Genomic DNA, 25,834 nt, shown 5'->3' with positions numbered 1-25,834 from the left:
CCGGGGGTCAGTAGGTGGTGCCGGCCATCATCTGCAGGTGCTCGACCACCGGCCCCAGCGCCACGGCGGGGAAGTAGGTCAGGCCACCCACGATCAGGATCACGCCCACCAGCAGGCTGACGAACAGCGGGCCGGTGGTGGGGAAGGTGCCGGCGGAGGCGGGCACGGACTTCTTCGCGGCCAGGGCGCCGGCGATGGCCAGGGCCGGGATGATGATGAAGAAGCGGCCCACGAACATGGTCACGCCCAGGCTCACGTTGTACCAAAGGGTGTTGGCCGACAGGCCGCCGAAGGCGCTGCCGTTGTTCGCCGCACCGGAGGAGTAGGCGTAGAAGATTTCCGAGAAGCCGTGCGGGCCGTTGTTGGCGATACCGGCGACACCCGCCGGAATGGCGGAGGAGATGGCGCTGAACACCAGGATGACCAGCGGCATGGCCAGGATGGCCAGCACCGTCATCTTCACTTCCTTGGCCTCCAGCTTCTTGCCGATGTATTCCGGCGTGCGGCCCACCATCAGGCCGGCCACGAACATGGCGATGATCGCCATCAGCAGGATGCCGTAGAGGCCGGCGCCCACGCCGCCGACGATGACCTCGCCCAGCAGCATGTTGACTAGGGGCACCATGCCGCCCAGGGGCATGAAGCTGTCGTGCCAGCCGTTGACGGCGCCGCAGGAGGCATCGGTGGTGATGGTGGCGAACAGGGCGGTGTTGGCGATGCCGAAGCGCACCTCCTTGCCCTCCATGTTGCCACCCGGCGACAGGGCGCTGACCGCCTGATCCACCGGCAGGCCGGCGTACAGCGGGTTGGCCTGGGACTCGGCCCAGTAGCAGACGCCGACGCCGACGATGAACATGGCGCCCATGGCGGCCAGGATGGCCCAGCCCTGGCGCTCGTTGCCCACCATGCGGCCGAAGACGTTGGTCAGGCCGGCGCCGATGGCGAAGATGCTCAGCATCTGCACCAGATTGACCAGGGCGTTGGGGTTCTCGAACGGGTGGGCGGAGTTGGCGTTGAAGAAGCCGCCGCCGTTGGTGCCCAGCATCTTGACGGCCAGCTGCGAGGCCACGGGCCCCTGCGCGATGATCTGCTTGGCCCCTTCCAGCGTGGTCGCCTCGGTATAGGCCAACAGGTTCTGCGGCACGCCCTGCCAGACGTAGAACAGGGTCAGGACCACGCAGGCGGGCAGCAGCACGTAGAGGGTGGCGCGGGTCAGGTCGACCCAGAAGTTGCCGATGGTGCGGGCGCCGCGGCGGCTGAAGCCGCGCACCAGCGCCAGCGCCAGCACGATGCCCGTGGCGGCGGACATGAAGTTCTGCACCGTCAGGCCCGCCATCTGCACCAGATAGCCCATGGTGGTCTCGCCGCCGTAAGCCTGCCAGTTGGTGTTGGTGACGAAGCTGATGGCGGTGTTGAAGGACAGGTCCGGCGCCACCGCCGCCTGCCCCTGCGGATTGAAGGGCAACAGGGCCTGCAAGCGCATCAGCGCGTACAGCACCAGGGCGCCCACCAGATTGAACAGCATCATGGCGACGGCATAGGTCAGCCAGTGCTGCTCCGCCGTCTCATCCACGCCGCAGACGCGGTAGAGGGCGCGCTCGACAGGGCCGAAGACGCGGCCGAACAGGGTGTTCTCGCCGGAGAAGACGCGGGTCATGAAGCCGCCCAGGGGCCGCGTCAGGACCAGGATGATCGCCGCGAACAGCGCGATCTGTAGGATGCCGTTGAAAGTCACGGGGGAAATCTCCGCACACGCGTATGGGGCCTGCGGACCGCGCTCAGAAGCGCTCGGGCCGGATCAGGACGTAGACGAGGTAAAGGGTCAGGCCGACCGAGACGGCAGCGCCCAGGATCAGGTCGAACATGGCGGTCACAGCCTTTCGCAGGCGTAGGCGTAGGCCACGCCCAGGCCGAAAAGCCCCACCAGCAGGGCGAGCAGGATGACGTCGAGCATGCGGATGTTCCTCACGAACGAAACCCGGAAGGCCCTCGACGGGGCGCTTTCCGGGCGGGATGGGTCGATGCTGAGGAGACAGCCGATGGCCATCAAAATTCGATGGCAAAGCCGGGGGCTGGAAATAAAAGGATTTTAACGGCGGCCGGGGCGGATGGCGCGGGCTGACGGGCAAAACCGCCCTGACCTCAATGGGTTGGCCGCCTATTCCGATTGGATGAATGGAAAATCCGGCATGGGGGCGAATAAAGGGCGGCGGAACGGAGCTGCCTCAATCCCTTTGGCAATTCCCGGCAAACGGCGGATAAGTTCTCCCTGGAAACGGGAGCGACACCCCGGCGCTGCGGAAAAGAACCCATGACGACACGCCTTCGCTGGCTGGCCGCTTTCACCGCCGTGATGATGGCGGGCGGCGCGCACGCCGCCGATGCCCCACCCGCCGCCGGCACACCTGCGGGCACCCCCGCCGCCAGGGCCGACCGCCTGGCCCAGGCCGATGCCGCCCGCCAGCGCCAGACGCCGGCCGACGTGAAGGCGGCACGGGCCCTGACGGCGCAGGGGGACCGCGCCTATCGCCGGGGCGAGTATGGCAAGGCCTACGCCGCCTACAGCAGCGCCTACCCCAACAGCCCCCTGGCCTACGCCTATGTCATGGCCAGCGACGCCCATTGGCGCGCCGTGGTGCAGGCCCATGCGGCGGCGCGCAAGAAGGGCGGCAAGCGCTGCGATCAGGTCGGCAGCGACCGCCTGGCGGGCGACCTGGCGCAAAGCCTGGAGCAGGAGCTGGACTTCGGCCTGGCCCTGGCCGCCCACGACAAGGACCGCCTCTTCCTGGACTCGCCCCTGGCCATCCGCGCCGGCGGCATCGCCACCTGCCTCCGCGACCTGACCCAGCGCCTGCGCGCCGGCGCCCCCCGCTGCGACGACACGCGCGCCATCGAGCATTGCCTGGGTGAGCCGCTGCCGGTGGGCGGTGGCTGACAGTTCAATTGACCATGGGCGCACCCTGCCCTATCGTCCGGCGGTGCGGTCGCCAAGCCGCCACCGGACCCGCGGGAAGGGCTGAGCCCACTGGCCATATCCTGCGCGGTCACACCCGACCTTTGTGCAGCCGGATTTGCGGGTCGTCGGCGCCTCATGCACGGAGGTTCGCTTATGACCCGATCCCTTCCCGACCATCCCCATATCGATCAGTTGAAACGCCAGGCCAAGGAACTGCTGGCGTCCTACCGGCGCGGTGACGCCGACGCCCTCGCCCGCTTCCGGGCCAGCCTGCCGGCGGCCAAAGGCAAGGATGACGCGGCCCTGGCGGCGCTGACCTTGCGCCTGCACGATGCCCAATCCTGCCTGGCGCGGGAATATGGCTTCCCCTCCTGGGCCGAGCTGGATGCCTTCGTCGCCAGTCGCCGGGCCACCTCGGCCGACAGGGCGGAGGCCCGGCTTGAATGGCTGCGCCTGGTCTATTCCGGTGACATCAGCGGCAGCATGCGCCGCCCCCGCCCGGCCGCCGCCCTCCGCCTGCTGGCGGAGAACCCGGATGTGGCGGCGGGCGACCCCATCCTGGCCTGCGCCATCGGCGATGTGGACCGCGTGCGCCAGGCCATCGCCCAAGACCCCGCGTGGGTCAACCGCGCCGGCGGCCCGCTGCGACTGCCGCCCCTGGTGGCGGTCGCCCACTCCAGCCTGGCGCGCGTGCCGGAGATCGCCGGGCGCCTCCACGCCTGCGCCCGGGCCTTGCTGGAGGCGGGTGCCGATCCCAACCAGGCGGTGGGTAACCGCTGGCCGCCCGCCAGCGTGGCCCAGCCGTCGGAAACGGAACGGCTGTCGGCCCTTTACGGCGCCGCCGGGCAGAACCATGACCCGGTCCTCACCGCCCTGCTGCTGGATGCCGGGGCCGACCCCAATGACGGGGAGTCCCTCTATCATGCCCTGGAAAGCCCGGCCTGCGTGGAATTGCTGCTAAGGGCCGGCGCCGTTGTCGCGGGCACCAACGTCCTGTACCGGGCGTTGGACCTGGACAATCTACCGGTGCTTCGGCTGCTGCTGGCCCATGGCGGCGACGCCAATGAACCGGCGCGCAACCGTCCCATCTCCGACTGGGGATCGCCGCTGCTGTGGGCCATCTACCGGCGCCGCTCCACCGCGCACATCGCGGCCCTGCTGGCGGCGGGCGCCAACCCGGCCGCCAGCCTGCCGGACGGTACCAGCGCCTATACGGTCGCCCTGCGCTTCGGCATGGCGGCGGTGGCGGAGGTGCTGCGCCAGGCGGGTGGCGGCACGGCGCTGTCGCTGGAGGACCAGTTCGTCGCCGCCTGCGCCGCCGGGGATGAGGCAGCAGCGCGCGCCCTGCAGGCCCAGCGGCCGGACTTGCCCGCCAGCCTGTCGGACCGGCAGCGGCGCCTGCTGCCGGAGTTGGCGGCGCAGGGGGGCTGCGACGGCGCCATCGCCGTCATGGTCCGATTGGGCTGGCCCCTGACCGTCCAGGCGGGGGACTGGAACGCCACCGCCTTGAACCATGCCGTGTTCCGGGGGGACGCCGCCCTCACCCGCTTCCTGCTGGACCACGGCGCCCGCTGGACGGAAAAGCACGGCTACGGTGACGACGTCAGCGGCACCCTGTCCTGGGCGACACTCAACCAGCCGGAAGACGGCGGAGATTGGGTGGGCTGCGCCCAGGCCTTGCTGGCCCATGGCATGCCCGTGACCAAGGCACCGGCGGACGGTCAGGGCGGCGTCCTGATCGATGGCCACAGGAAGTGGTTCTCGGAAGAGGTGACGGAGGTCCTGCTGGGCGCCATCACCTGAAAAGGAAAGAAGGGGCCGGCGCGCATCGTGCCGGCCCTCATCAAGGTGGGGATTGCCCGGACGCCCACCGGGGCATCAGGGCGATTCCGCCTCCGCCACCATCTGCGGCGCCGCATCGCACGCGCGGTTGGCGGGGCAGACGGCGCCGGTGGGGCGGATGTTGACCACGGCCGTGCCGGTGCGGTCCAGACCCAGGACCCGGGCGGCCGCGGCCGACAGGTCCAGCACCCGGCCCTTCACGAAGGGTCCCCGGTCGTTCACCCGCACCTGCACCACCTGGCCATGGGCCGACACCTCGATCACCGTGCCCAGGGGCAGGGTGCGGTGGGCGGCGGTCAGTCCCTCGGGGTCGTAGGCTTCGCCGCTGGCGGTGCGGTGGCCCGCATGCTCCCGCCCGTACCAGCTGGCCTTGCCGACCTGGGTGTGGTCATCCCCTGTCGTGGTGTTCCCCAGGGCCAAGGCCGGCGCAAGCGCCAGCCCGGCACCCAAGGCTAGGCAACCCCATCGCTGCGTCCTCATGGGACTCTCGCCGTCGTTGTTGAAATGGGTCGGGGCTTAGCCGCCGAAGGGAATCAGCACGTCCAGGCCGAAGGTGGTCTGTCCCTGATCACCGGCGAAGGGCCGGGCGTCGCCCAGCGAGCGGTCGTAGCGCACCTCCGGCCGCAGGGCGAGGCCGTCGGGAAGGGCGTCCCAACCCAGGGTGGCCGCCGGCTTCCACGTCACACCCGCGGTCAGCGCCATATAGGTCGCCCCCTGCCCCGCCGACAACACCGGCGCGCGCGTGGGCTGCCCGGCCTCCGCCAGCACATAGTCCTGGTTGCCCTGGAAGGCAGCGACGTAGAAGCCCTGGACGTCGCGGAACAGCTCAGTCCGCAGGGTCAGCGAAACCGCGTCGCTATACTTCCAGGTGGCGTACTGGGCGGCGCCGAACGCCTCCGCCTTCACCAGATCGTCGCGGACATAGTTCAGCTCGGTGATCAGGGTCAGGGCGTCGCTGGCCTTCACCGTCAGCACGGCGTCGTTGATCCAGCGCGCCTCGTCATTGGCGTTCTTAAGTCCCAGGGGAGCCTTGGTGCTGGCGTTCTCCGGCCCGACATGGGTCAGGGCCACCAGGGTGACGGTGCTGTCGGCGTTGGCGTAACCGAAGCCGAAGATGCCGGACCAGGCGTCGTTGTTGTCGCCATCGCGCCCCAGGCTGGTGTTCACGCCGCTGTCGACGCCGCCGTAGAGATCGATGCCGCCCGACAGGTGCAGGGTGGCCAAGGCACCGGTGTGCTTGAACGGCAGGCCGAAGTTGAAGATGTAGCTGTGGCTGTACAGCGGGTTGCTGGACGCCACGATGGTCTCCGCGCCCAGGGGCGAGGCGTACTGCCCCACCTTCAGGTCCAGGCTGCCGCCGGCAACGTCGGGCACGTGAAAAGCCACGTTGGCCTCCACGATGTCCAGCTGCGTGCGCTCGCCGATGGTGCGGTCCAGTTCACCCAGGAAGTGGGTGTAGCGGGCATCGGTGCCGTACATGCCCTGCAGCTTGAAGCCCCAGCCGAAGTCGTCGCCCGAACCGGCATCCTTGGCGATGGTGCCAACGGCCTGGTTCAGCACCAGCTGGTCCGTACGGTCGGTGAACAGGTGGCCATAGTTGGGGCCGCGGTCGGCGCCATGGTCCGCCGCCGTGATGCCGGCCTCCACCAGGCCGCTGACGGTGATGCCGGCGGGCGCCGCAGCGGGCGCGGCAGCGTCCTCATCCGCGCGGGCGGCGGCGGCGCCCAGCATCAGGGCGCAGGCGGCCGTGGCCGAGGCGATGCGCAGCGCGGTGCGGCGGCGGCGGCGGGGAATGGTGGACTGGATGGAATGCGACATGGGAAGGCATCTCTTGATCTTCTTCGCCGGCGGGGTGCCGGCTTGGACGCCAAGAGACGTCAAGGCCGCCTTAAAGTTCGATGTGAAAGCCGGGGGGCGAAAATCAAAAAGCCTTTATTCAACCTGCCGTCCCGGGGCCGCCCTCCCCGGGCTAACCGTTAGCGCCGCCTACCCCCATTGTTGAACAATGTGACCGCGTCATCCGTCACCCTTGGCAAACGCCCATCTGGTGTGAAAGCATAGCGCCGACTAACCCCGCCTCGGCATGAAGGCGGGCACATAATGGGAGGAGACCAGCGCATGACCATGCTGTGGGAAAAGTCCTATCCGCCGGGCATCGAGTGGAACAGCGAACCGCCCCTGCCCACCTTGGTGGAGGATTTGGACCACGCCGTCGCCACCTGGCCCACCAATCCCTTCCTGATCTGCATGGGCCAGACCATGGACTTCGCCACCTTCGGCGCGCTGTGCGCCCGCGTGGCGGCCAACCTGGCCAGGCTGGGCGTGGGCCCGGGCGTGCATGTCGGCCTGCACCTGCCCAACACCCCTCATTTCGTGCTGGCCTTCTATGCCGTGCTGAAGGCCGGCGGCGTGGTCGTGCCGCTGAGTCCGCTGGACGCGGAGCGGGAACTGACGCACAAGCAGGCCAAGGCCGACATCCGCCTGGTCATCAGCTTCGCCGGCCTGGCGGACAAGCTGCCCCTGGCCGATGGGGTGCGCCTGGTGGTGGCCGGCCCCACCGACTTCGCCGGCCAGGGCGTGCCGGCGGAGGCCCTGCCCAGCGGCGCCCTGCCCTACACCGCCCTGCTGGCGCCCACGGAACCGCCAGCCGCCGGCTGGCCCAAGCGCGCGCTGGCCGACCTGGCGGCGCTGCAGTTCTCCGGCGGCACCACCGGCCTGCCCAAGCCCGCCATGCTGACCCACCAGAACCTCAGCGCCTCGGCCGGGGCCTATGACGTGTTCAGCCGTTTCATGGGCCTGACACCGGGCCAGGAACGCATGATGGTGGTGCTGCCCCTGTTCCACATCTACGCGCTGGACACGCTGATGGTGCGGGCCATGCGCAACGGCTATTGCATGATCCTGCACCCCCGCTGGGACACCGATGCCGTGCTGGACAGCATCCGCGACCACCGGCCCACCCTGTTCGCCGGCGTGCCCACCATGCACCGGGCCATCGCCTCCAGCCCCCGGGTGAAGGACATCGACTTCAGCAGCCTGAAGTTCGTGGGCAGCGGCGGCGCGCCCCTACCCGTGGAACTGGCCCATGAGTTCGAGGCCGCCACCGGCAAACCCGTGCTGGAAGGCTGGGGCATGAGCGAGACCAGCCCCGCCGGCACCATCACCCCGCCGCATCGGCGCAAGGTGGGCTCCGCCGGCATCCCCATGCCCGGCATCACCATCGAAATCCGCGACCTGACCGACCCGCACAAGGCCCTGGGCGCGAACGAGAAGGGGGAGATTTGCATCAAGGGCCGCAACGTCACCCAGGGCTATTACAAGCAGCCGGAGGAGACGCGCGACGCCTTCGTCGACGGCCTGTTCCGCACGGGCGACATCGGCTACCTGGACGATGACGGCTTCATGTTCATCGTCGACCGGCGCAAGGACATGATCCTGTCCGGCGGCTACAACGTCTATCCCCGCGTGTTGGAGGAGGCGATCTACGAGCACCCCGCCGTGGCGGAGGTGATCGTCATCGGCATCCCCGACAGCTATCGCGGCGAAAGCGCCAAGGCCTTCGTCACCCTGCGCCCGGGCGCCGCTGCCTTCAGCCTTGAGGATCTGCGCGCCTTCCTGGCCGACAAGCTGGGCCGGCATGAGCTGCCGGCGGCGCTGGAATTCCGCGACATCCTGCCCAAGACCGCCGTAGGCAAGCTGTGGAAGCAGCCCCTGGTGGCGGAGGAGCGCGCCAAGGCCGCCCAGGGACCTGAAAAGGTGGCGGCGCCGGCGGCGGAGTAAGCACCGAGCAATGCCCTGAAACGGAACGGCGCCCCGGCGAAACCGGTGGCGCCGTCGCCGTCTTCGCGGGTATGTCCTGAGGCGCGTCCACCCCCAAATTCTCAAGGAAGCCTAATGAGCACCCCGGCCCCGAACACGCCCGAAAGCCGCGCCGATTACCGCCATTTCCAGCCCATCACCACCCGCTGGGCCGACAACGACGCCTACGGCCACGTCAACAACGTGGTCTACTACAGCTACTTCGACACGGCGGTGAACCAGCACATGATCGAGAAGGGCGTGCTGGCGCCGGACGGGGGTACCGCCATCGCCCTGGTGGTGGAGACGCAGTGCCGCTACTTCGCGCCCATCACCTTCCCCGACCGGGTGACGGTGGGTGTGCGGGTGGCGCATATGGGGCGCAGCAGCGTGCGCTATGAACTGGCGCTGTTCCGCAATGACGAGGATGCGCCGGCCGCCGCCGGGCACTACGTCCATGTCTATGTCGACAACGCCACCCGCCGCCCCACCCCCATCCCCGAAGATGTGGCGGCGGTGCTGCGCACGATGGTGGTGGCGCCGGCAGCAGCAGAAAAGGCTTAAGGCGCGGGGGTGACCTGTGCGGCCAGTGTCCGGGCGCGGCGGCCGACCAGGCCGGTGCTGAGGGCGAAGCCCAGGCCGGCCAGGGCCAAGACCAGGTCGATCACCAGGGCCGCCACCGGCAGGTCTGTGCCATGGCAGGCGGCGTGGGCACCGGCCAGCAGCACCAGGGCGCCCCCCAGCAGCAGGCGCAAGGTCCGCGACGCCCGCTCACCCGTGGGCGCCGCCAAGCTCAACAGCGGCAGGGTCGCCACCAAGCCCCAGAAGCTCCGGAGATAGACCGCCTCCCGTGCCAGGTCCGGCACCAGGGTGAAGGCGGCGGAGACGGTCGCCGCCAGGGGCACGCCCCAGGTCACCCCGGCCCAGGCCCGTTCCAGCCGGGGCAGCGGCCGGCCCCGGTCGCGCCGCCGGGCCAGGAAGATGGAAAAGCCCGTGGCGGTGACGATGCTGAGCGCCAGGCCCAGCACGCCATAGACCAGGCGCACCGCCAGGCCGCCGTAGGTGGCGCAATGCAAGGCCAGCGAGGCGCCGTAGACGCGCATGCCCACGGGCCCGTCCAGGAAGCCCAGCGGCGCCAGCAGCTTGCCCTCGCCATCGAAATAGTTGCGGTCACCCTGGGTCAGACCGTCGTGGCGGCTCATGTCCAGCAGGATGCGCTGCCCCTTGGTGCCCGGCCGCTCGACATAATAGAAGCGGGAGACACGCGCCGCCCCGGGCGTGGGGTCGGCCACCTGGGCCTGCAGCAGGGCGATGGGCGGCAAGGGCTGCGGGGCGGCGTCGGGGGCAACCTGGGCGCCGCTCAAGGGAGCGTAGGCGCGGGCGAGATCCCCCTTATAGCCCACCTGGGCCACAGTCAGGATCATCAGGCTGGCCAGCGCGAACAGCGCGCCGGTGACGGTGATGGCGATGTGGAAGGGCAAGCCCCAGACGCTGAGCCGGTTGTGCAGGTCGGCCAGGCCCAGGCGCCGCGCCCCGGTCAGCCGCAGGGCGAAGGCGTCGCGGAAGATGCGCGGATGGGCCAGGATGCCGGAGAAGAGCAGCGACAGCAGCGCGATGCCGACCGTGCCCACGGCCAGGCCCGCCCACACTCCCGGCAGGCTCAGTTCCATGTGGACCTCGCCGATAAAGTCGGTCCAGGCGTCGGACGGCGTGTCGGCCAGCGCGCCGTCGGCGCCGGCCCGCCAGGTGACCGCGCCCGCTGGCGTGTAGGCGCGCACCGCCAGATGGGGCCAGTCCGGCCGGGGCAGCAGGCCGTAAAGGCCGGTCACCTTCTCCGCCCCGCCCGCCTGGGCGGATGCCCGCGCCAAGCCGGCGGCCAGGGCCTGGTCCACCACCTCCGGCGCCAGGGCGGCGGTCTCCGGGGTGCCGGCCCATTCCCAGCGGCTGAGGTCATCGGCGAAGACGGCGACGGCCCCGCTGAGGCAGACGATGTAGATCAGCGCCCCCAGCCCCAGCCCCAGGGCGGAATGCCCGGCCAGGGAGGACTGGACGAAGCCGCCCCGGGCGCGGGACGTGGCGGCGGCGGGGTCGGCCTTGCGGCGGGCCAGGACGCGGGCGGCGATGCGCTTCAGCATGTCTTCCCCCTCCTTCAGACGCGGGACAGCCAGGCGGCCGCCACGGCGGCGCCGGCGGTCAGCGGCAGCAGCAGGCCCACCCGGGCCAGGCGCGCGTCCACCAGCGCCCAGGTCATGGCGATGCCCCAGCCGATAGGGCCGATGAAGCCGGCGGCCACCAGGCGGTCGGCTTCCATCCCGCCGGCGCGCACCGCCACCAGGGCGGCCACCGACATACCGGTGGCGGCGGCCAGCGGGCCGGCCAACAGGGTGCGGGCCGCCCCGCGCAGGAAGACGATCCAGGCCCGCCGGCCCGGTTCCACCGGCATGGCCACCGGCGCCTTGGGGGCGCGATGCGGCCGGCGGCGCCGGTCCCGGCCCAGGATCACCACGCCATAGCCCACCAGGGAGAAGGCCAGGAAGCCGATGACGACGGCCTTGTCTGCGTCGGCCACGGCCACCCAGCCGGCGAAGCCCGCGGCGATCAGCGCCCAGCCCGGCAGGGCATGCCAGCGCGGGGCCGTGGCCGAGGCCCATACCCGCCGCAGCAGGACGATGCCCAGCACCGTCAGGGCCAAGCCCCCCAAAAAGCCCATCGTCGCCGTCATGCCGTCGCCCAAATCCCAAGGATGTCGCGGGCATCCGGCCGATCGTCCCCCGTCCGGCGCCCTCTAGCGTCCGGCACTATAGATAAGAATAATTCGCAATTGCAACTTCGAACATCATTCCCAGATGGCGAGGGCGCTGCCCAGTGGCCCGGCCGGCCGGTTCCAAGCCAGCGGCGCCCCGGCCACCATCACCGGCGGCGCCAGGCGGCGGGCGGGGCCCCAGCCGGTCTGTTCGAGGGCGGGATTGAAGTCGGCGTCGGTCTCCGGCGCCAGGGGTGTCGCGTCCGTCCCCCCCGCCCCGCCGTCCAGCAGCAGGCGGGCGGTGCTGGCCAGGGCGGTGCGGCCCACCGTGCCCTGGCCGGTGCGCGCCCGGTGCGCCAGGCCGCGCAACGCCATGGCCGCCAGGATGTAGCCGGTGGCGTGATCCAGCGCCTGCACCGGCAGGGGCGTGGGCTTGTCGCGGCCCCGCAGGCGCATGCCGGCCTCGGCGATGCCGGCGCTCATCTGCACCAGGCTGTCGAAGCCGCGCCGCCCGGCCCAGGGCCCGTCCCAGCCATAGGCGTCCAGGCAAACGTCCACCAGGCCGGGATTGAGCGCGCGGCGGCCGTCCGCATCCAGGCCCAGGCGGGCCAAGGCGTCCGGGCGATAGCCATGGACCAGCACGTCGGCCTGGGCCAGCAGGCGCTTCAAGGTCGCCACATCGTCGGCCCGCCGCAGGTCCAGGCGGGCGCAGCGCTTGCCCAGGGTCATGTCCGGCTCCAGGTTGGGCTCCGCCCAGCCGGGCGGGTCGATGCGCAGCACCTGGGCGCCGCAGCCGGCGAGGAAGCGCGTGGCCGTGGGCCCGGCCAGGATACGGGTCAGGTCCAGCACGCGGATGCCGGCCAGGGGCCGGGTCGCATCGGGCCGCCAGTCCCGCGCGCCCTGCCCCGCCGTTTCCAGGGTCAGCAGGGGGGAGGCCGCCACGGCCCGGCCCTGGGGGTGGTCGGCCCAGGCAGAAGCGCTGCGCATCTCCGCGGCGCAGCCGCCGGCCGCCACCACCGCCGCCTCAAGGTCGCCGGCCGCCCAGCCCGACACGGCCCGGGCCACCGCTGCCCGCTCCGCCAGCACGCCGAGCACGGACAAGGCGGCGGCGCGGTGGTGCGGGGCGTTGGTGTGCAGGCGGATCCAGCCGTCGGCGGCGCGGTAGTCGCCCGCCACCGCGTCCCAGGCGGGCGGCAGGTCCCAGCCCTGGGGCCGCAGGGCATAGCCGAACCAGGCGGAGGACAAGCGGCGGTCGGCCACCACCCCGTCCGCGCCCGCCAGCTCGGCCAGGGCCAGGCCGGCGGCGGCTACCGAGGACACGGCCAGGTCGCTGACGGCGAAGACGGACGGCAGGCTGCCGGCGCCGGTGAAGCGCACCCGGTCCGGCGCGTCGGCCGCGCCGCCCAGGGCCTGCCAGATGGTCTTGAGGAAATGATGGCCGGGGGTGCTCATGGTCGGTGTCTCCCTTTAGGAACGGCCCGACGATGAACCGGTGACAATAATCGTCAATGTTGATTAACTGATTCAATATTGATTGAGACGATCAACGAGGGGGCGCCCATGGCCGACCTGCTGACCGCCGCCCAGGCCGCCACCCGGCTGGGCGTCTCCCGCCCGACGCTGTACGCCTATGTCAGCCGGGGGCTGCTGCGCGCCCAGCCGGACGGGGACACGCGCGAGAGCCGCTACCTGGCGGCGGAGGTCGACCGGCTGGCCCTGACCCGCATCCGCGGCCGCCGGCCCAAGGACATCGCCAAGGCCACGCTGGACTGGGGCCTGCCCGTGCTGGAGTCGGCCATCACCCTGATTCAGGACGGCTACCTCTATTACCGGGGCAGCGACGCGGTGGACCTCGCCGCCCGCGCCAGCGTGGAGGAGGTGGCGGGCCTGCTGTGGCGGGTGGCGCCGGAGGAGGCGTTCGGCGGCCCCCTGCCCCAGCCGGCGCAGGCCTTCGCCGTGGCCCAGGCCGCCTTCCACGGCCGCCGGGCGGAGGAGGCGCTGCTGCCCCTGCTGGCCCTGGCCAGCGAGGACGCCGACACCGCCGCCTGGCAGCGGGCGCCCGGCCGGCTGGCGCAGGGGGCGGCGGCGCTGGTGCGGCTGCTGACGGCCTGCCTGCTGGGCACGGCGCCCAGTGCCGCCCCCATCCACAAGCAATGCGCCCAGGCGTGGAAGCTGGACAAGGACGGCGCCGACCTGGTGCGCATGGCCCTGGTGCTGTGCGCCGACCATGAGCTGAACGCCTCCAACTTCACCGCCCGCTGCGTCGCCTCCACCGATGCCAGCCTGCGGGCGGCCGTCATCGGCGGGCTGGCGGCCCTGGGCGGCCCGCGCCACGGCGGCCTGACCGCGCGGGTGGAGGCCCTGTGGGACGAGGTGGGCGCGGATGGCGAGACCGCCGCCCGCCTGCGCCAGCGCCTGGCGCGGGGGGAGGACATCCCCGGCTACGGCCACCCGCTGTACCCCGCCGGCGACCCGCGCGCCGCCGCCCTGCTGGGTCGCATCCTGCCCCTGCGCCCCACCTGGGCCGTGGTGCAGGCGCAGACCCAGCGCCTGGTGGGCCAGCCGCCGGTGATCGACACCGCCCTGGTGGCGCTGCGCCGCCATCTGGGCCTGCCCAGGGGTGCGGCCTTCGGCCTGTTCGCCCTGGGCCGCTCGCTGGGGTGGATCGCCCACGCGCTGGAGCAGCGCGCCGACGCCCAGCTCATCCGCCCCCGCGCCCTGTATACGGGCCCCCAGCCCACCGCCTGAGCCGAAGCGATACACCCCGTGCCGGGTCTCACACCGGCTGTGCCGTCACCTCCAGCATCTTCTTCACCAGGCCGATGCGGTCCACGTCGTGGCGCCGCGCCATCTCCCATTCCCCCACCATGATGGAGCTGTCGACGATGAAGCGGCAGCGCTCATACCGCCGTTCCATATAGCGGGCCAGCAGGTCGCCCAGCGGCGCGTCCTGGGGCAGCAGCTCGGCCAGCACCACGGCGTCCTCGATGGCCATGCCCGCGCCCTGGCCCAGGTGGGGCGTGGTGGCGTGCACGGCGTCGCCCAGCAGGACCACCCGGCCCCGGTACCAGGGGGCGGGCATCATCAGCACCTCCATGGGCTTGTAGACCACCTGGGCGGGGTCGGTGATCCGGTCGCGCAAGGCCCCGATCAGGCCGCCGAAGCCCTTCATCCGGTCGCGCATCAGGGTGTGCAGCTGGTCGGCCGGCATGCGGGGGTTGCCCGGCTCCTCCGACGTCACGAACAGGTACATCAGGTCGTGGGACAGGGGGCAGAGGCCGGCGTTGCCGTCCGGGCCGGTGAAGGCCGCCAAATGGTCGATCTCCGCCGGCCTCGGGAAGTTGTGGCGCCAGACCGACTGGCCGGTGAAACGCGGCCGGTACTCCCCATCCTCCCCTGGCCCGAACAGCAGGCCGCGCACCTTGGAATAGAGCCCGTCCGCCCCGACCACCACGTCATAGCGGCCAGTGGTGCCGTCGCTGAAGGTCACGTCCACGCCGGCGTCGTCCTGCTCCAGCCGGTCCACCGTCGTGCCCAGGCGCACGGCCGTGCCCTTCTCCAGCGCGGCACCGCTCAGCACCCTGTGCAGGGCCAGGCGGCTGATGCCCAGGTTGGCGGGGTACTGCGGCCCCGCCAGGCGCTGGCCCGGTATCTTGGCCAGCAGGCGGCCGTCGGAGGCGTACATGCCCACCGCCTCGAACGGGAAGCCCGCGTCGAGGTAGCGGTCCACCAGGCCCAGATCGGCCATGGCGCGCACGACGTTGCATTGCTGGATGATGCCGACGCCGTAGACCGTCCATTCCTTCTGCAGTTCCACCAGGTCCACCGCCAGGCCCCGGTCGCGCAGGGCCGCCGCCAGGGACAGGCCGCCGATGCCGCCCCCCACGATCAGCACTCGGCTCACACGCTGCGCCATCATCCTCCCTCCCGTTCGCTTGGTATGGGCGTTTGTTGTGGCGGCAACGGTACGGCGGGCGGCAGCATCGGTTGAGGCGTATTTTCCGATGCGCGTCCATCGGCGTGGCCGATATCAGCACCCGCCTTCGACGGGGCCTTGCGCTCAGCGAACGGCTGGTCCATCTATCGGTTCTGTCGTACCAAAGTGCGGCGAGGTATCACCTCGAACAATAAAATAGGGAGGATGGGCGCCCATGCGCTTCCGCCGTTTCGACCTGAACCTGCTGGTGGCCCTGGACGTGCTGCTGGAGGAGCGCAACGTCTCGCGCGCCGCCCACCGCCTGCACCTCAGCCAATCGGCCATGAGCGGGGCGCTGGCCCGCCTGCGCGATTATTTCGATGACGAAATCATGGTGATGGTGGGCCGCGCCATGGTGCCCACGCCCCTGGCGCTGGCCCTGGTGGAGCCGGTGCGCGACATCCTGATCCGGGTGCAGACCACCATCGAGGCGCGCCCCACCTTCGACCCCGCCACGGCCCAGCGCGTGTTTCGCGTGGTGGCGTCGGACTATGTGACCGAGGTGGTGCTGGCCCGCGCCATCCGCCGCCTGCGGCGCGAGGCGCCGGGCCTGCGGCTGGAGATCAGCGCCGTGGCCGACGGCATTCACGACCGCCTGAACCGGGCCGACGTGGACCTGGTGATCTCCCCCGACGCCTACCTCACCAGCGACCAGCCCAAGGAAGTCCTGTTCGAGGAGACGCACAGCTGCGTCGTCTGGCGCGACAACCCGGCCGTGGGCGACAGCCTGACGTTCGAGCAGTACCTGGACATGGCCCACGTGGTGGTGATCATCGGCGACAAGCGCACGCCGGCCTTCGAGCAATGGTTCCTGGACCGCTACGGCTACGCCCGCAAGGTCGGCGCCGTGGCCCCCGACTTCTCCTCCGTTGCCTCCATCCTGGTGGAGACGGACATGATCAGCACCATGCACACGCGCCTGGCCCGCCTCTACGCCCAGCACCTGCCCCTGCGCGTCCTCCCCGCCCCCATCGAGTTCCCCGTGCTGACCGAAATGATGCAGTGGCACTACCAGTTCGACCGCGACCCGGGGCTGATCTGGCTGCGGGGGTATTTGCGGGAGTGCGCGGGGGAGTAAGGGAGAGTTCTTATGCCGGACACTACATAGATAGTTAATTACCAGAAACAACCTGCCAAGCCGGATCATTTTCTTTTTTTTCGACGAAATTTGCCGTCTTCCTGCCTCCATTTTCTGTCAAAGTGAAAACAACTGCATTCCCAACTCTGATTTTACTTCCCCTCTTCACCACAGAAAGTCTAAAATGAATATCAGGACCTCCTGAATCATCTTTGATGAATCCATATTTTTTTCCTACGTTAATAAGCATAACAAAACCGCTACCAAGCACGCCGTTGGCTTCATCAACGGATGACCCCAATTTATGTGCATTGGCGGATAAATCGTCAGCGTTTTCGACAATACCTCTTGATCTCAATTTTGGAGGAATTCTAACGGAATCAGCGCTGATATTATATTTCTCAATTTCTTGATTCTGATTTCCCTTCCTCGCATTCTGATCAAGATTTATGCGCACGTTCTTTCTTTTCTTTTTTAGCTCCTGTCCAGTATTTAGGACGTTTGCGAGCCCGTAGTGAATTTCGTAATCTTGGTGCATTTTTACTTTCGGTGATATATTTGAGGGCGAACGTTCCTTAAAGCACCACCTTATAAATCGCTCACCTTGTTCCGCCTCCTCAATATAGCATAGAATATTTTGATCGTATAAGAACTGTAGAAATTCATCAGCAGATTTCATAAATCCCGGCGTTGGCTTTCCTTCCGCCATAATATATTCTAGAAATTCTGAGAATGCATTCGTATATTTTTCGTGGCTAAATTTCTGCGCACCGTCAAGAAATTCAAAAAATTTCAGGAATATCTCGAATTCCACCTCATCATAATAAAATGACAAACTATCTTTTATTTCACCAAGAAGGTAATCTCCATACGCACGCCGAAAGTCGGCACTAAATAGATCGCCATACTCAAAAACACCGCTTCGCCCGCCTCGCTGATGTAAATCAGCGAGAGTATCAAGCATAGTTAATATATCTCTCGGCCTATGAAATGAATTCCTCATAAAAAGAACAAATGATGTTGGGTAATTTTCGTCAGCTCTAACATTAGTTGCATTAAAAGGAAAATAATGATCCCAAGCGCTACCAAGAGGAAGATCAATATCCTGTTGAGCAGAAAACATTCTATCCGCCATCTTGAATAAATCTGACTGCCTATGCGAGAAATAAACAGTCCTCCAATCTAATACGACGGAATTATCTCTTAGTTTTGTATTCCTATTTTGCATTCCCAGGCTGTTAAAAATATCTGGCCTTAATAATAATACTACCCTAAGACGACCTTTTGAATCACGTATACTTGGTGCAAAGTCATTGTTAATCGACCAAACAGCGTTAGCAAGCCCTTTGACACAGTCAACATACTCAGTATATGGCACAGAGGACGGCCTGATATCCACACCATCTATAAATAATAAATGACTTTCACTCAGATTAAGCGATGATAGGGCGGATTCAAATGCACGCTCAATGGTCAGAAGATGAGTCTGGAATCTATTATCGTTCGTGGTAGTTTTTGTTTCTTTATGCGCCTGCCCTTTCACGGAAAGCGCCAAGTGCTTGGCAACTAACTCTGCAGCTAGTCGCGAATTCTCGACCATTTGCAACGCCACCGCTATTTCTGGGGAGAATGCATGGTCATAATATTCACCAATAGCATCTTTAAGCGCAGAGAATTTTGGATAATTAATTATAGTCTCTGCAAAACCTGCCGAATTAATTATAGACTCAGAAAGCAGCAAATATATTATAACTTTCCAAATGTCAGTATAGTCAGATAGGCTTAAACTGCGCTCCTTTCTAAGTGTAACGAATTTGTGGTAGTCTGTTTCTCGTATGAATTTATGTATCGACTTGTTATTTCCGTATTGATAATTTGAGTAATATACAGCGTACGCAGTCTTTCCAGTTCCTTTCTCCCCAACTAGAAAAAATATGTTTCTTTTATTTATTTCCTCAAGAGCTTCAGTCCTTAGAAATATCTTATTAAAAAGATCTTTGTTTTCACGGCGCCTATAGTTCTCAGCGTCAGAAAATCCAAAGATAATTTCCGATATTTTCTTCATTTTTATTCTCCATATTATAATAGAAAACCGCATGTCGCCTGGCGACAATCTGTACCAGCAATTTAAGGTGACACATATTTGGTACAAACACCACCAGTTAGCAACCTCATTAATGCTGAGTTAGAAAATGGAATTACGCGCTTTAGCCAATCCATCACAATGTAAGCTGCCTACCCGCACATATGAACATCGGACTGAGTATTTAATTACTCTGTTGCCTTAGAAAATTTCACCTCTTCATCACTTCTCCCGATACATCCCTATCCAGCCTATCGATTTGATGAATGCATAATTGCGTTCTACCTTTGCCTGTAGCGGCACAGCAGGCGCCCGGGAACCGGCGCCCCGGCCCTTAGTCCCTTGGAAGAGCACGGGGTTTTCCCCCGTGGGGGCTATGGGCCGGTCAACAAGGCCGCGCAGGGAGTGAACACATATGCACCGGATCGTGCGTCCGGCGACGGCTGCCGTCGCCCTTATGCTGACGCCTGGCGTGGGCCTGGCCCTCCTCTCCTCAACCGCCGTGGCGCAGAGCGCGGCCCCCGCCGCCAAGGGCACCGGCGCCGCCGGCGCCGCCGCAGCGGCGGAGACGGGCCAGCTTGAGGACATCGTCGTCACCGCCGAGCGGCGGGAGCAGAGCCTGCAGAACGCGCCCATCGCCGTGTCGGCCCTGGGCGGGGCGGCGCTGAAGGATGCGGGCGTGGCCGACGTGTCGGACCTGACGCGCAGCGTGCCCTCGGTGGTGATCGCCCCGGCGGCGGGCGGGGTGCCGCAGGTCTATGTGCGCGGCATCGGCACCTTCGCCTCCAACCAATATGCCGAGCAGTCGGTGGCGGTGAACCTGGACGGCATCTACATCTCCCGCCCCGCCGGGGCCAACGGCTTCTTCTACGACATCCAGCGGGTGGAGGTGCTGAAGGGCCCGCAGGGCACGCTGTACGGCCGCAACGCCTCGGGCGGGGCGCTGAACGTGCTGCCGGAAACGCCGAAGCTGGACGCGCTGTCGGCCGCCGCCACGCTGGACATCGGCAATTACGATCTGCGCAAGGGCGACGCCTACGTCAACGTGCCGCTGAGCGACAAGGCGGCCTTGCGCGCCTCGGGCATGGTGATCGACCGCAAGGGCTACCTGACCGACGGCTACAACGACGACCAGGGCCAGGCCGGGCGCCTGCAGTTGCTGCTGGAGCCGACGGAGGATTGGCGGGTGCGCCTGTCCGGCGACTATTACCACCGGGGCGGCAAGGGCTCCGGCCAGGTGCAGTACCCCTACGCCGACGCCGACAACCCCTGGATCGGCCCGTCCGACCCGCGCGAGGTCGCGGCCTATTACGCCGGGCTGCCGGCGGCCTCCGCCCGCAATCCGCTGATCAGCAACGCCAAGGGCGACGGCTTCATCGACGACCAGTTCTGGGGCACGCACGCGGAAATCAACCACGATTTCAGCTTCGCCACCCTGACCGTCATCCCCGCCTATCGCGAGGTGCATGAGGACTACCTGTCCTACATCCCCTCCGCCTTCCGGGTGCAGAGCGACGCCCAGCAGAAATCGGTGGAGGCGCGGCTGGCGTCCCGGGACGGCGGGCCGCTGACCTGGCTGGCCGGCATCTATTACTTCACCGAGGATGTGGCGGCCAACCAGGACTATGACCATTGGGTCCAGGAAACGGTGATCGACAGCAAGCTGACGGATGAGACGGTGGCCGCCTTCGGCCAGCTGACCTACGCGCTGACCGACAGCCTGCGCCTGACGGCCGGCGGCCGCTTCACCCATGAGGAGAAGACGCAGGACACCCAGTTCGGCACCGCCACCTTCAGCCCGGCCAAGCCCACGCTGTCCACCCGCGCCGACGACCGCATCTGGAACGCCGCCACCTGGAAGGTGGGCGTGGATTACGACCTGGCGCCGCAGTCGCTGCTGTACGCCAACATCGGCACCGGCTTCAAGGCGGGCGGCTTCTTCGCCAGCGCCGGGCCCGACACCTTCAATCCGGAGCACCTGACGGCCTACAGCATCGGTGTGAAGAACCGCTTCTGGGACAACCAGGTGCAGTTGAACGTCGAGGCCTTCGACTATGAATACCGCGACCAGCAGATCAGCTATCTGGCGCCCTCGCTGACCGGGGTGTCCAGCTTCCCCTACGCGCCCGTGTTCGTGACGCAGAACGTGGGCCGGTCGCGCATCCGGGGGTTCGAGGTGGAGGGGCGGTGGAAGGCCACGGCGCAGGACCTGCTGACCGCCAACGTGCAGTATATCGACAGCCGCTACACCAGCTTCACCTACAGCTACTTCTCCAACTTCGGCGCCCCGCCCTCCGTCGGCTGTCCCTACAGCGTGGCGACGGGGGCCAGCCCGGCACCCGTCCCGCCCTCCGCCATCTACTCGGTCAACTGCAGCGGCAAGCCCGGCACCAACGCCCCGCGCTGGACCGCCAACCTGGGCTATGAGCATGAGTTCCGCTTCGCCGACGGCTCCGGCCTGACAGCGGCGGCGGACATGTACCTCTCCGCCTCCTACTACACCGCCTACGATTATTTGGCGAAGCAGGTACAGGGCGGTTACCACATGACCAACCTGCGCCTGACCTACAACGCGGCGGACGACCTGTGGTCCGTCACCGGCTATGTCAACAACGTGGAAAACCAGGCGGTGGTCAGCACCAGCTTCCAGCCCAACCAGGCCTTCGGCAATGGCCTGAACTACGCCAACATCCGCCCGCCGCGCACCTACGGCGTCCGCGCCACGGTTCGGTATTAAGGGCCGGTATTAAGGGCCGTTATCGAGCGGCCGGCGCATTAATAAAACCGTGTTTCACAAATACTGATTGAAGGAACGGCGCCGTTTCCGCCCACCAGACAAGGTCAAGGGGCGGGGCGGCGCCGTGCACCCGTGTGCCCCCGCAGCATCAGTGACAAATTCTTATAAAAACGTATTATTATTTCGTTGCGCGGAACGCTTCTTTTCTGTCTCCTGCCCCCGTCTGCACAGGCACGAATGGCGTCCGCCCAAGCGGCGCCACGGACCCCGCCCGGGCCCGGCCAACAGTGCCATGCGTTGGGGACACAGATGAACCGACTGTTCCGGCCGGCGACGGCCATGGCCACCCTTTTCCTGGCCACTGCCCCCTTTGCCGCCGCCGCAGGGGCCATTGACGGTGCCACCGGCGGCGCCGACCCGGCGGACGCCGCATCCGATGCCGTGCTGAAGGACATCGTGGTCACGGCGGAACAGCGGATGGAGACGCTGCAGTCCGCCCCCATCGCCGTGCAGGCCGTGACCGGCGACAGCCTGGCGGCCGGCAGCCTGACCAACACCGCCGACCTAGCCCGCGCCCTGCCCGCCCTGGTGGTGGCGCCGGCCGCCGGCGGGACGCCCCAGCTCTACGTGCGCGGCATCGGCACCTATATCGTCAGCAGCTATGCCGAGCCGTCGGTGGCCTTCAACCTGGACGGCGTCTACGTCCCCCGCCCCGCCGGCGCCAGCCTGGTGTTCTATGACCTGCAGCGGCTGGAGCTGCTGCCCGGGCCGCAGGGCACGCTGTACGGCCGCAACGCCTCGGCCGGCGTGCTGAACGTCGTGCCGGAGGTGCCGGTGCTGGGCCAGGCCTCGGGCCACGCCTCGCTGGAATTCGGCAACTACAACCTGCGCAAGGGCGAGGGCGCCTTGAACGTGCCGCTGGCGGACAAGGCGGCGTTGCGCGTGGCGGCCCAGGTAGTGGACCGCAAGGGCTATCTCTCCGACGGCTATGACGACGACCAGAGCCAGGCCGGCCGCGTGCAGGTGCTGCTGGAGCCGGCGGACGACCTGCATGTGCGCCTGGCCGCCGACTACGCCCACCGGGGCGGCAAGGGTGACGCCCAGGTGCAGTACCCCTTCGTGAACGGCGACAACCCCTGGATCGGCCCGTCCGACCCGGCGGCGGTGAAGGCCTATTACGCCGCCCTGCCGCCGCTGGCCCGCCTGAACCCGCTGATCCGCAACGCCCGGAACGACGGCTTCATCGACGACAGGTCCTGGGGCCTGAAGGCCGACATCGTGAAGGACTTCAGCTTCGCCACCCTGACCCTCACCCCGGCCTATCGCGGCATGGATGAAGATTACCTGGCCTATGTGCCCAGTGCCTTCAGCCTGACCGGCCGCTCCCGCGCCACCTCCGTCGATGCGCGCCTGACGTCCAACGGCCAGGGGCCGCTGAGCTGGGTGGGCGGCGTCAGCTATTTCAATGAGCAGCTCTACGCCAACCAGTATTACGACAACTACATCCAGCACGCCGTGGGCAAGGGCGACCTGAACACCGAGTCCGAGGCCGTGTATGGCCAGGTGACCTACGCCGTGGCGCCGGACCTGCGCCTGACGGCCGGCGGCCGCCTGTCGCATGAGGAGAAGGCGCAAGACATCCTGTTCGGCAGCAACACCTTCTCCGCCGCCTTCCCCACCCTGCTGCCGCGCCAGGACACGCACGACTGGAACGGCGCCAGCTGGAAGGTGGGGGCGGATTACGACGTGGCCCCCGGTTCCCTGCTGTACGCCAGCGTCGCCACCGGCTTCAAGGCGGGGGGCTTCTTCTCCTCCCCCGTCAACCAGCGCGACTACTATGGGCCGGAGCATCTGACCGCCTACACGGTGGGCCTGAAGAACAGCCTTCTGGGCGGCAAGGCCCAGGTGAACCTGGAGGCGTTCGACTACGAATACCGCGACCAGCAGATCACCTACACCGCCCCGGTGCAGACCGGCGTGCCGCTGGCGCCCTACGCCGCCCTGCTGGTGACTCAGAACGCCGGCCGGGCGTACATGCGCGGCCTGGCCGTGGACGGCAAGTGGCAGGTGACGGCGGACGATCTGCTGACCGCCAGCGGCCAGTACCTGGACACCGCCTACGACGATTTCCACTACCGCTACTACAGCGGCCTGGGGGCCTCGCCCGCCGTGGGCTGCGCCTACACCAACGCCTCGGCCACGGCGGTGCCCAAACCCGTCGGCGCCGCCAAGATCTGGGCGGTGGATTGCGCGGGCAAGCCGGCCATCAACGCCCCGCGCTGGACCGCCATCGTCGGCTACCAGCATGACTTCCGCCTGGACGGTGGCGGCACCGTCACGGCGGCGGCGGACGTGCACCTCTCCTCCTCCTACCAGACCGCGTACGACTACGCGCCGCAGCAGCTGCAGGGCGGGTATCACATGACCAACCTGCGCCTGACCTACACCCCGGACCATGCGTGGTGGAGCCTGACGGGCTACGTCAACAACGTGGAGAACCAGGCGGTGGTGACCAGCGGCTACCAGCCCGCCCAGGCCCTGGGTGCCGGCTACAACACCGCCAGCATCCGCCCGCCCCGCCTGTATGGCGTGCGGGTGCGGGTGGCATACTGAAGCCACACGCCGAACGCCATCCCCTGAAGGGTTAAACCCCTTATGGTTGTAATTCAGCGCAAGCAGCTCTGTTAAGGTGACGCATGCCGGGGAGGAAGTCCGCCCCCGGCGCGTCGCTTTGCGGAGATCTGCCATGGCCAAGCCCTTCCCCGCCGTCGGCCACCGCTACCTGGTGACCTTCAGCACCTTCCGGGTCGAGTTGCACTTCACCTCGATCACGTCGCTGACCTACACCGGCATCCGCAAGGACGGCAGCCGGGGGCCCTCGGAAACCGTGGCTATCCGGGTGGAGGAATTGCGGGACGACCAGTTCCTGGTGACGTGGCAGGAGGCTGACAAGACCACGGTGGTGCATGTCGAGGACTATGCCCGCCACACCATCGTCACCAACATCACCAACCCCGACCTGACCTTCTTCCAGGACCACGGCACCTTCGCCCAGGTGCGGGAGACGGCGGGGGCGTTGTGAGGCCCTGCTGCGCACCCGGGTTGGCCCGGTTATGCTGCATGCTGTAGAGCGCCGAGGGGCGCGTGTCGGGGGGGCCCATGATCCTGGTTTTCGTGCATGGCTGGAGCGTCACCAGCACCGCGACCTACGGCGGCCTGCCGGACGCCCTGGCGGTGCAGGCAACGCTGACGGCGCCCGGCCTGAACCTGACGGTGGTGCAAATCCACCTGGGCAGCTACGTCAGCTTCCAGGATGACGTCACCATGGCCGACGTTGTGCGGGCCTTCGACCGGGCGCTGCGCGATGCGCTGCTGCCGCCCGGCGCCCCCGCGGGGACGCCCCTGCCCGACTTCTCCTGCGTCACCCATTCCACCGGCGGCCCGGTGGTGCGGGAATGGGTGAGCCGCCTTTATGACGGCGGCGCGAGGCTGAAGCAGCCGCCGCTGCGCCACCTGGTCATGCTGGCGCCCGCCAACCACGGCTCCCCCCTCGCCACCCTGGGCAAGGAGCGGGTGGGCCGCATCAAGGCCTTCTTCAACGGCGTGGAACCGGGGGAGCGCATCCTGGACTGGCTGGCCCTGGGCAGCGCCGATCAGTGGCGCCTGAACGGGCGCTGGCTGGACTATGACCCCGTGGCCGTGGACCTCTACCCCTTCGTGCTGACCGGACAGACCATCGACGCCCACTTTTACGACTTCCTCAATTCCTACCTGGCGGAGGAAGGGTCGGACGGCGTGGTGCGCGTGGCGGGGGCCAACCTGAACTGCCTGTTCCTGACGCTGAAAGAGACGGCGGCCGCGGTGACCAACCCGCACCCGCATTTCGACGCGCAGCCGGCCGCCGTGCTCAGCCCCGACGGCGGGCCCCGGATGCCGCAGCCGCCCCTGGCCTTCGGCGTCATTCCCGACGCCAGCCATTCCGGCGACAGCCTGGGCATCATGGGCAGTGTCACGCCCCAGAACGCCGCCGCCAAGCCGGTGGTGGCGGAAATCCTGCGCTGCCTGCAGGTCGACAGTCCGGCGGCCTATGGCGCCCGCGTGGCGGCCCTGGCGGCCCTGACCGACGCCACCCAGCAGGCCGTGGCCCTGGCCAAGCCGGATGAAGGGCAGCGCCACAGCCAGCTGGTCTTCCGCATCCGCGACGACCAGGGCGACGCGGTGGACGATTTCGACCTCTACCTGCTGGGCGGCCCGGACTACACCCCGGACAACCTGCCCAAGGGCTTCTTCGTCGACCGGCAGCGCAACAGCGTCTCGCCCAACTGCCTGGTCTACTATCTGGATTACGACGTCATGGCGCAGCTGCCCGGCGCCCATTTCGGCCTGCGCGTCCAGGCGCGGCCCGCGGCCGGCGACGGTTTCGTCGGCTATGCCCCGGTGGAGTTCCGCACCGATGGCGCCGGCCTGGCCATGGCGCTGAAGCCCAATGAGACGACCTACGTCGACGTGGTGCTGAGGCGCCACGTCGATCGCGCGGTCTTCCGCCTGGGCGCCGTGACACCCGCCCCGCTGGACTTCAAGGACCGCAAGCCCAGCGGGACGGACGTCGACACGCCCTGAC

The 25,834-nt window shown here is 67.4% G+C and carries 19 protein-coding genes; 10 read left to right on the top strand and 9 right to left on the bottom strand.

The features are described from left to right. Positions 1-7 precede the first annotated feature (7 nt). Entirely contained in the window at positions 8-1,735 is a 1,728-nt protein-coding gene (kdpA, locus tag FBZ88_RS04575; RefSeq protein ID WP_145615617.1) for a potassium-transporting ATPase subunit KdpA, read from the bottom strand. A 43-nt stretch (positions 1,736-1,778) separates the two neighbouring features. Further along, on the bottom strand, positions 1,779-1,865 hold the full coding sequence (gene kdpF, locus FBZ88_RS04570; RefSeq protein ID WP_081486685.1) for a K(+)-transporting ATPase subunit F: 87 nt from the start codon (positions 1,863-1,865) through the stop codon (positions 1,779-1,781). A gap of 446 nt (positions 1,866-2,311) precedes the next feature. Between kdpF and FBZ88_RS04565 the strand changes: the two genes are divergently transcribed. Further along, positions 2,312-2,935, top strand: coding sequence for a hypothetical protein (locus FBZ88_RS04565; protein ID WP_145615616.1), 624 nt, complete (start codon positions 2,312-2,314; stop codon positions 2,933-2,935). 174 nt (positions 2,936-3,109) lie between these two features. Beyond that, entirely contained in the window at positions 3,110-4,759 is a 1,650-nt protein-coding gene (locus FBZ88_RS04560) for an ankyrin repeat domain-containing protein (protein WP_145615615.1), read from the top strand. 75 nt (positions 4,760-4,834) lie between these two features. Here FBZ88_RS04560 and FBZ88_RS04555 read toward each other — a convergent pair whose 3' ends face one another. Together FBZ88_RS04555 and FBZ88_RS04550 are read right to left on the bottom strand one after the other, a co-directional pair. Further along, on the bottom strand, positions 4,835-5,278 hold the full coding sequence (locus FBZ88_RS04555) for a septal ring lytic transglycosylase RlpA family protein (protein WP_145615614.1): 444 nt from the start codon (positions 5,276-5,278) through the stop codon (positions 4,835-4,837). Between the two features lie 36 nt (positions 5,279-5,314). Next, positions 5,315-6,616 carry an outer membrane beta-barrel protein gene (locus FBZ88_RS04550; RefSeq protein WP_088871392.1) on the bottom strand — a complete coding sequence of 434 codons (1,302 nt, stop codon included), beginning with the start codon at positions 6,614-6,616 and terminating at the stop codon, positions 5,315-5,317. A gap of 300 nt (positions 6,617-6,916) precedes the next feature. Between FBZ88_RS04550 and FBZ88_RS04545 the strand changes: the two genes are divergently transcribed. Together FBZ88_RS04545 and FBZ88_RS04540 are read left to right on the top strand one after the other, a co-directional pair. Further along, positions 6,917-8,578, top strand: a complete 1,662-nt coding sequence (locus FBZ88_RS04545; protein ID WP_186464195.1) for an AMP-binding protein — start codon at positions 6,917-6,919, stop codon at positions 8,576-8,578. Positions 8,579-8,692: 114 nt separating this feature from the next. After that, positions 8,693-9,160: an acyl-CoA thioesterase gene (locus FBZ88_RS04540; RefSeq protein ID WP_145615612.1), complete on the top strand. Its 468-nt coding sequence runs from the start codon at positions 8,693-8,695 to the stop codon at positions 9,158-9,160. On the opposite strand, the gene FBZ88_RS04535 is transcribed toward FBZ88_RS04540, so the two are convergent. The 3 genes from FBZ88_RS04535 to FBZ88_RS04530 all read right to left on the bottom strand — a co-directional run bounded on the left by FBZ88_RS04535 (position 9,157) and on the right by FBZ88_RS04530 (position 12,791). Continuing rightward, positions 9,157-10,731, bottom strand: a complete 1,575-nt coding sequence (locus tag FBZ88_RS04535) for a PepSY-associated TM helix domain-containing protein (RefSeq protein ID WP_186464194.1) — start codon at positions 10,729-10,731, stop codon at positions 9,157-9,159. The genes FBZ88_RS04540 and FBZ88_RS04535 overlap by 4 nt on opposite strands. 14 nt (positions 10,732-10,745) lie before the next feature. Next, entirely contained in the window at positions 10,746-11,318 is a 573-nt protein-coding gene (locus FBZ88_RS30110) for a hypothetical protein (protein ID WP_186464193.1), read from the bottom strand. 114 nt (positions 11,319-11,432) lie between these two features. Next, complete coding sequence (locus tag FBZ88_RS04530) at positions 11,433-12,791, bottom strand: CoA transferase (protein WP_145615610.1); 1,359 nt, start codon at positions 12,789-12,791, stop codon at positions 11,433-11,435. Between the two features lie 108 nt (positions 12,792-12,899). Between FBZ88_RS04530 and FBZ88_RS04525 the strand changes: the two genes are divergently transcribed. After that, on the top strand, positions 12,900-14,087 hold the full coding sequence (locus tag FBZ88_RS04525) for a citrate synthase family protein (RefSeq protein WP_145615609.1): 1,188 nt from the start codon (positions 12,900-12,902) through the stop codon (positions 14,085-14,087). Between the two features lie 28 nt (positions 14,088-14,115). Here FBZ88_RS04525 and FBZ88_RS04520 read toward each other — a convergent pair whose 3' ends face one another. Then, a complete protein-coding gene (locus FBZ88_RS04520; protein ID WP_246138490.1) occupies positions 14,116-15,258 on the bottom strand; it encodes an FAD-dependent oxidoreductase in 1,143 nt (380 codons plus the stop codon). Between the two features lie 232 nt (positions 15,259-15,490). On the opposite strand from FBZ88_RS04520, the gene FBZ88_RS04515 reads away from it, so the two are divergent. After that, positions 15,491-16,393, top strand: a complete 903-nt coding sequence (locus FBZ88_RS04515; RefSeq protein ID WP_088871386.1) for a LysR family transcriptional regulator — start codon at positions 15,491-15,493, stop codon at positions 16,391-16,393. Positions 16,394-16,427: 34 nt separating this feature from the next. Here FBZ88_RS04515 and FBZ88_RS04510 read toward each other — a convergent pair whose 3' ends face one another. Beyond that, entirely contained in the window at positions 16,428-18,458 is a 2,031-nt protein-coding gene (locus FBZ88_RS04510; RefSeq protein ID WP_145615608.1) for a P-loop ATPase, Sll1717 family, read from the bottom strand. 433 nt (positions 18,459-18,891) lie between these two features. On the opposite strand from FBZ88_RS04510, the gene FBZ88_RS04505 reads away from it, so the two are divergent. From FBZ88_RS04505 to FBZ88_RS04490, 4 genes are all read left to right on the top strand, one after another. Next, complete coding sequence (locus FBZ88_RS04505; RefSeq protein WP_145615607.1) at positions 18,892-21,213, top strand: TonB-dependent receptor; 2,322 nt, start codon at positions 18,892-18,894, stop codon at positions 21,211-21,213. Between the two features lie 309 nt (positions 21,214-21,522). Continuing rightward, positions 21,523-23,826: a TonB-dependent receptor gene (locus FBZ88_RS04500; protein ID WP_246138489.1), complete on the top strand. Its 2,304-nt coding sequence runs from the start codon at positions 21,523-21,525 to the stop codon at positions 23,824-23,826. A 133-nt stretch (positions 23,827-23,959) separates the two neighbouring features. Then, positions 23,960-24,295 (top strand): MoaF-related domain-containing protein, encoded by a 336-nt coding sequence (locus tag FBZ88_RS04495; RefSeq protein WP_145615606.1) that lies wholly within the window; start codon positions 23,960-23,962, stop codon positions 24,293-24,295. Between the two features lie 77 nt (positions 24,296-24,372). After that, positions 24,373-25,833 (top strand): esterase/lipase family protein, encoded by a 1,461-nt coding sequence (locus FBZ88_RS04490; protein WP_145615605.1) that lies wholly within the window; start codon positions 24,373-24,375, stop codon positions 25,831-25,833. Position 25,834: the final 1 nt, after the last annotated feature.

Origin of the sequence: Nitrospirillum bahiense, assembly GCF_007828025.1 — a bacterium.
GTDB classification, from domain to species: Bacteria; Pseudomonadota; Alphaproteobacteria; order Azospirillales; family Azospirillaceae; genus Nitrospirillum; species Nitrospirillum amazonense.
Note: the sequence above shows the minus strand (reverse complement) of the source record. Positions and strands in the feature narration are given on the sequence as shown.

Bases quoted from the DNA above. Each gene is read 5' to 3' on its own strand.
- FBZ88_RS04560 (WP_145615615.1), top strand. From the start codon at position 3,110: ATGACCCGATCCCTTCCCGACCATCCCCATATCGATCAGTTGAAACGC.
- FBZ88_RS04520 (WP_246138490.1), bottom strand. From the start codon at position 15,258: ATGATGGCGCAGCGTGTGAGCCGAGTGCTGATCGTGGGGGGCGGCATC.
- FBZ88_RS04545 (WP_186464195.1), top strand. From the start codon at position 6,917: ATGACCATGCTGTGGGAAAAGTCCTATCCGCCGGGCATCGAGTGGAAC.
- FBZ88_RS04500 (WP_246138489.1), top strand. From the start codon at position 21,523: ATGAACCGACTGTTCCGGCCGGCGACGGCCATGGCCACCCTTTTCCTG.
- FBZ88_RS04535 (WP_186464194.1), bottom strand. From the start codon at position 10,731: ATGCTGAAGCGCATCGCCGCCCGCGTCCTGGCCCGCCGCAAGGCCGAC.
- FBZ88_RS04540 (WP_145615612.1), top strand. From the start codon at position 8,693: ATGAGCACCCCGGCCCCGAACACGCCCGAAAGCCGCGCCGATTACCGC.
- FBZ88_RS04525 (WP_145615609.1), top strand. From the start codon at position 12,900: ATGGCCGACCTGCTGACCGCCGCCCAGGCCGCCACCCGGCTGGGCGTC.
- FBZ88_RS30110 (WP_186464193.1), bottom strand. From the start codon at position 11,318: ATGACGGCGACGATGGGCTTTTTGGGGGGCTTGGCCCTGACGGTGCTG.
- kdpF (WP_081486685.1), bottom strand. From the start codon at position 1,865: ATGTTCGACCTGATCCTGGGCGCTGCCGTCTCGGTCGGCCTGACCCTT.
- FBZ88_RS04495 (WP_145615606.1), top strand. From the start codon at position 23,960: ATGGCCAAGCCCTTCCCCGCCGTCGGCCACCGCTACCTGGTGACCTTC.
- FBZ88_RS04490 (WP_145615605.1), top strand. From the start codon at position 24,373: ATGATCCTGGTTTTCGTGCATGGCTGGAGCGTCACCAGCACCGCGACC.
- FBZ88_RS04565 (WP_145615616.1), top strand. From the start codon at position 2,312: ATGACGACACGCCTTCGCTGGCTGGCCGCTTTCACCGCCGTGATGATG.
- FBZ88_RS04505 (WP_145615607.1), top strand. From the start codon at position 18,892: ATGCACCGGATCGTGCGTCCGGCGACGGCTGCCGTCGCCCTTATGCTG.
- FBZ88_RS04515 (WP_088871386.1), top strand. From the start codon at position 15,491: ATGCGCTTCCGCCGTTTCGACCTGAACCTGCTGGTGGCCCTGGACGTG.
- FBZ88_RS04555 (WP_145615614.1), bottom strand. From the start codon at position 5,278: ATGAGGACGCAGCGATGGGGTTGCCTAGCCTTGGGTGCCGGGCTGGCG.
- FBZ88_RS04530 (WP_145615610.1), bottom strand. From the start codon at position 12,791: ATGAGCACCCCCGGCCATCATTTCCTCAAGACCATCTGGCAGGCCCTG.
- FBZ88_RS04550 (WP_088871392.1), bottom strand. From the start codon at position 6,616: ATGTCGCATTCCATCCAGTCCACCATTCCCCGCCGCCGCCGCCGCACC.
- FBZ88_RS04510 (WP_145615608.1), bottom strand. From the start codon at position 18,458: ATGAAGAAAATATCGGAAATTATCTTTGGATTTTCTGACGCTGAGAAC.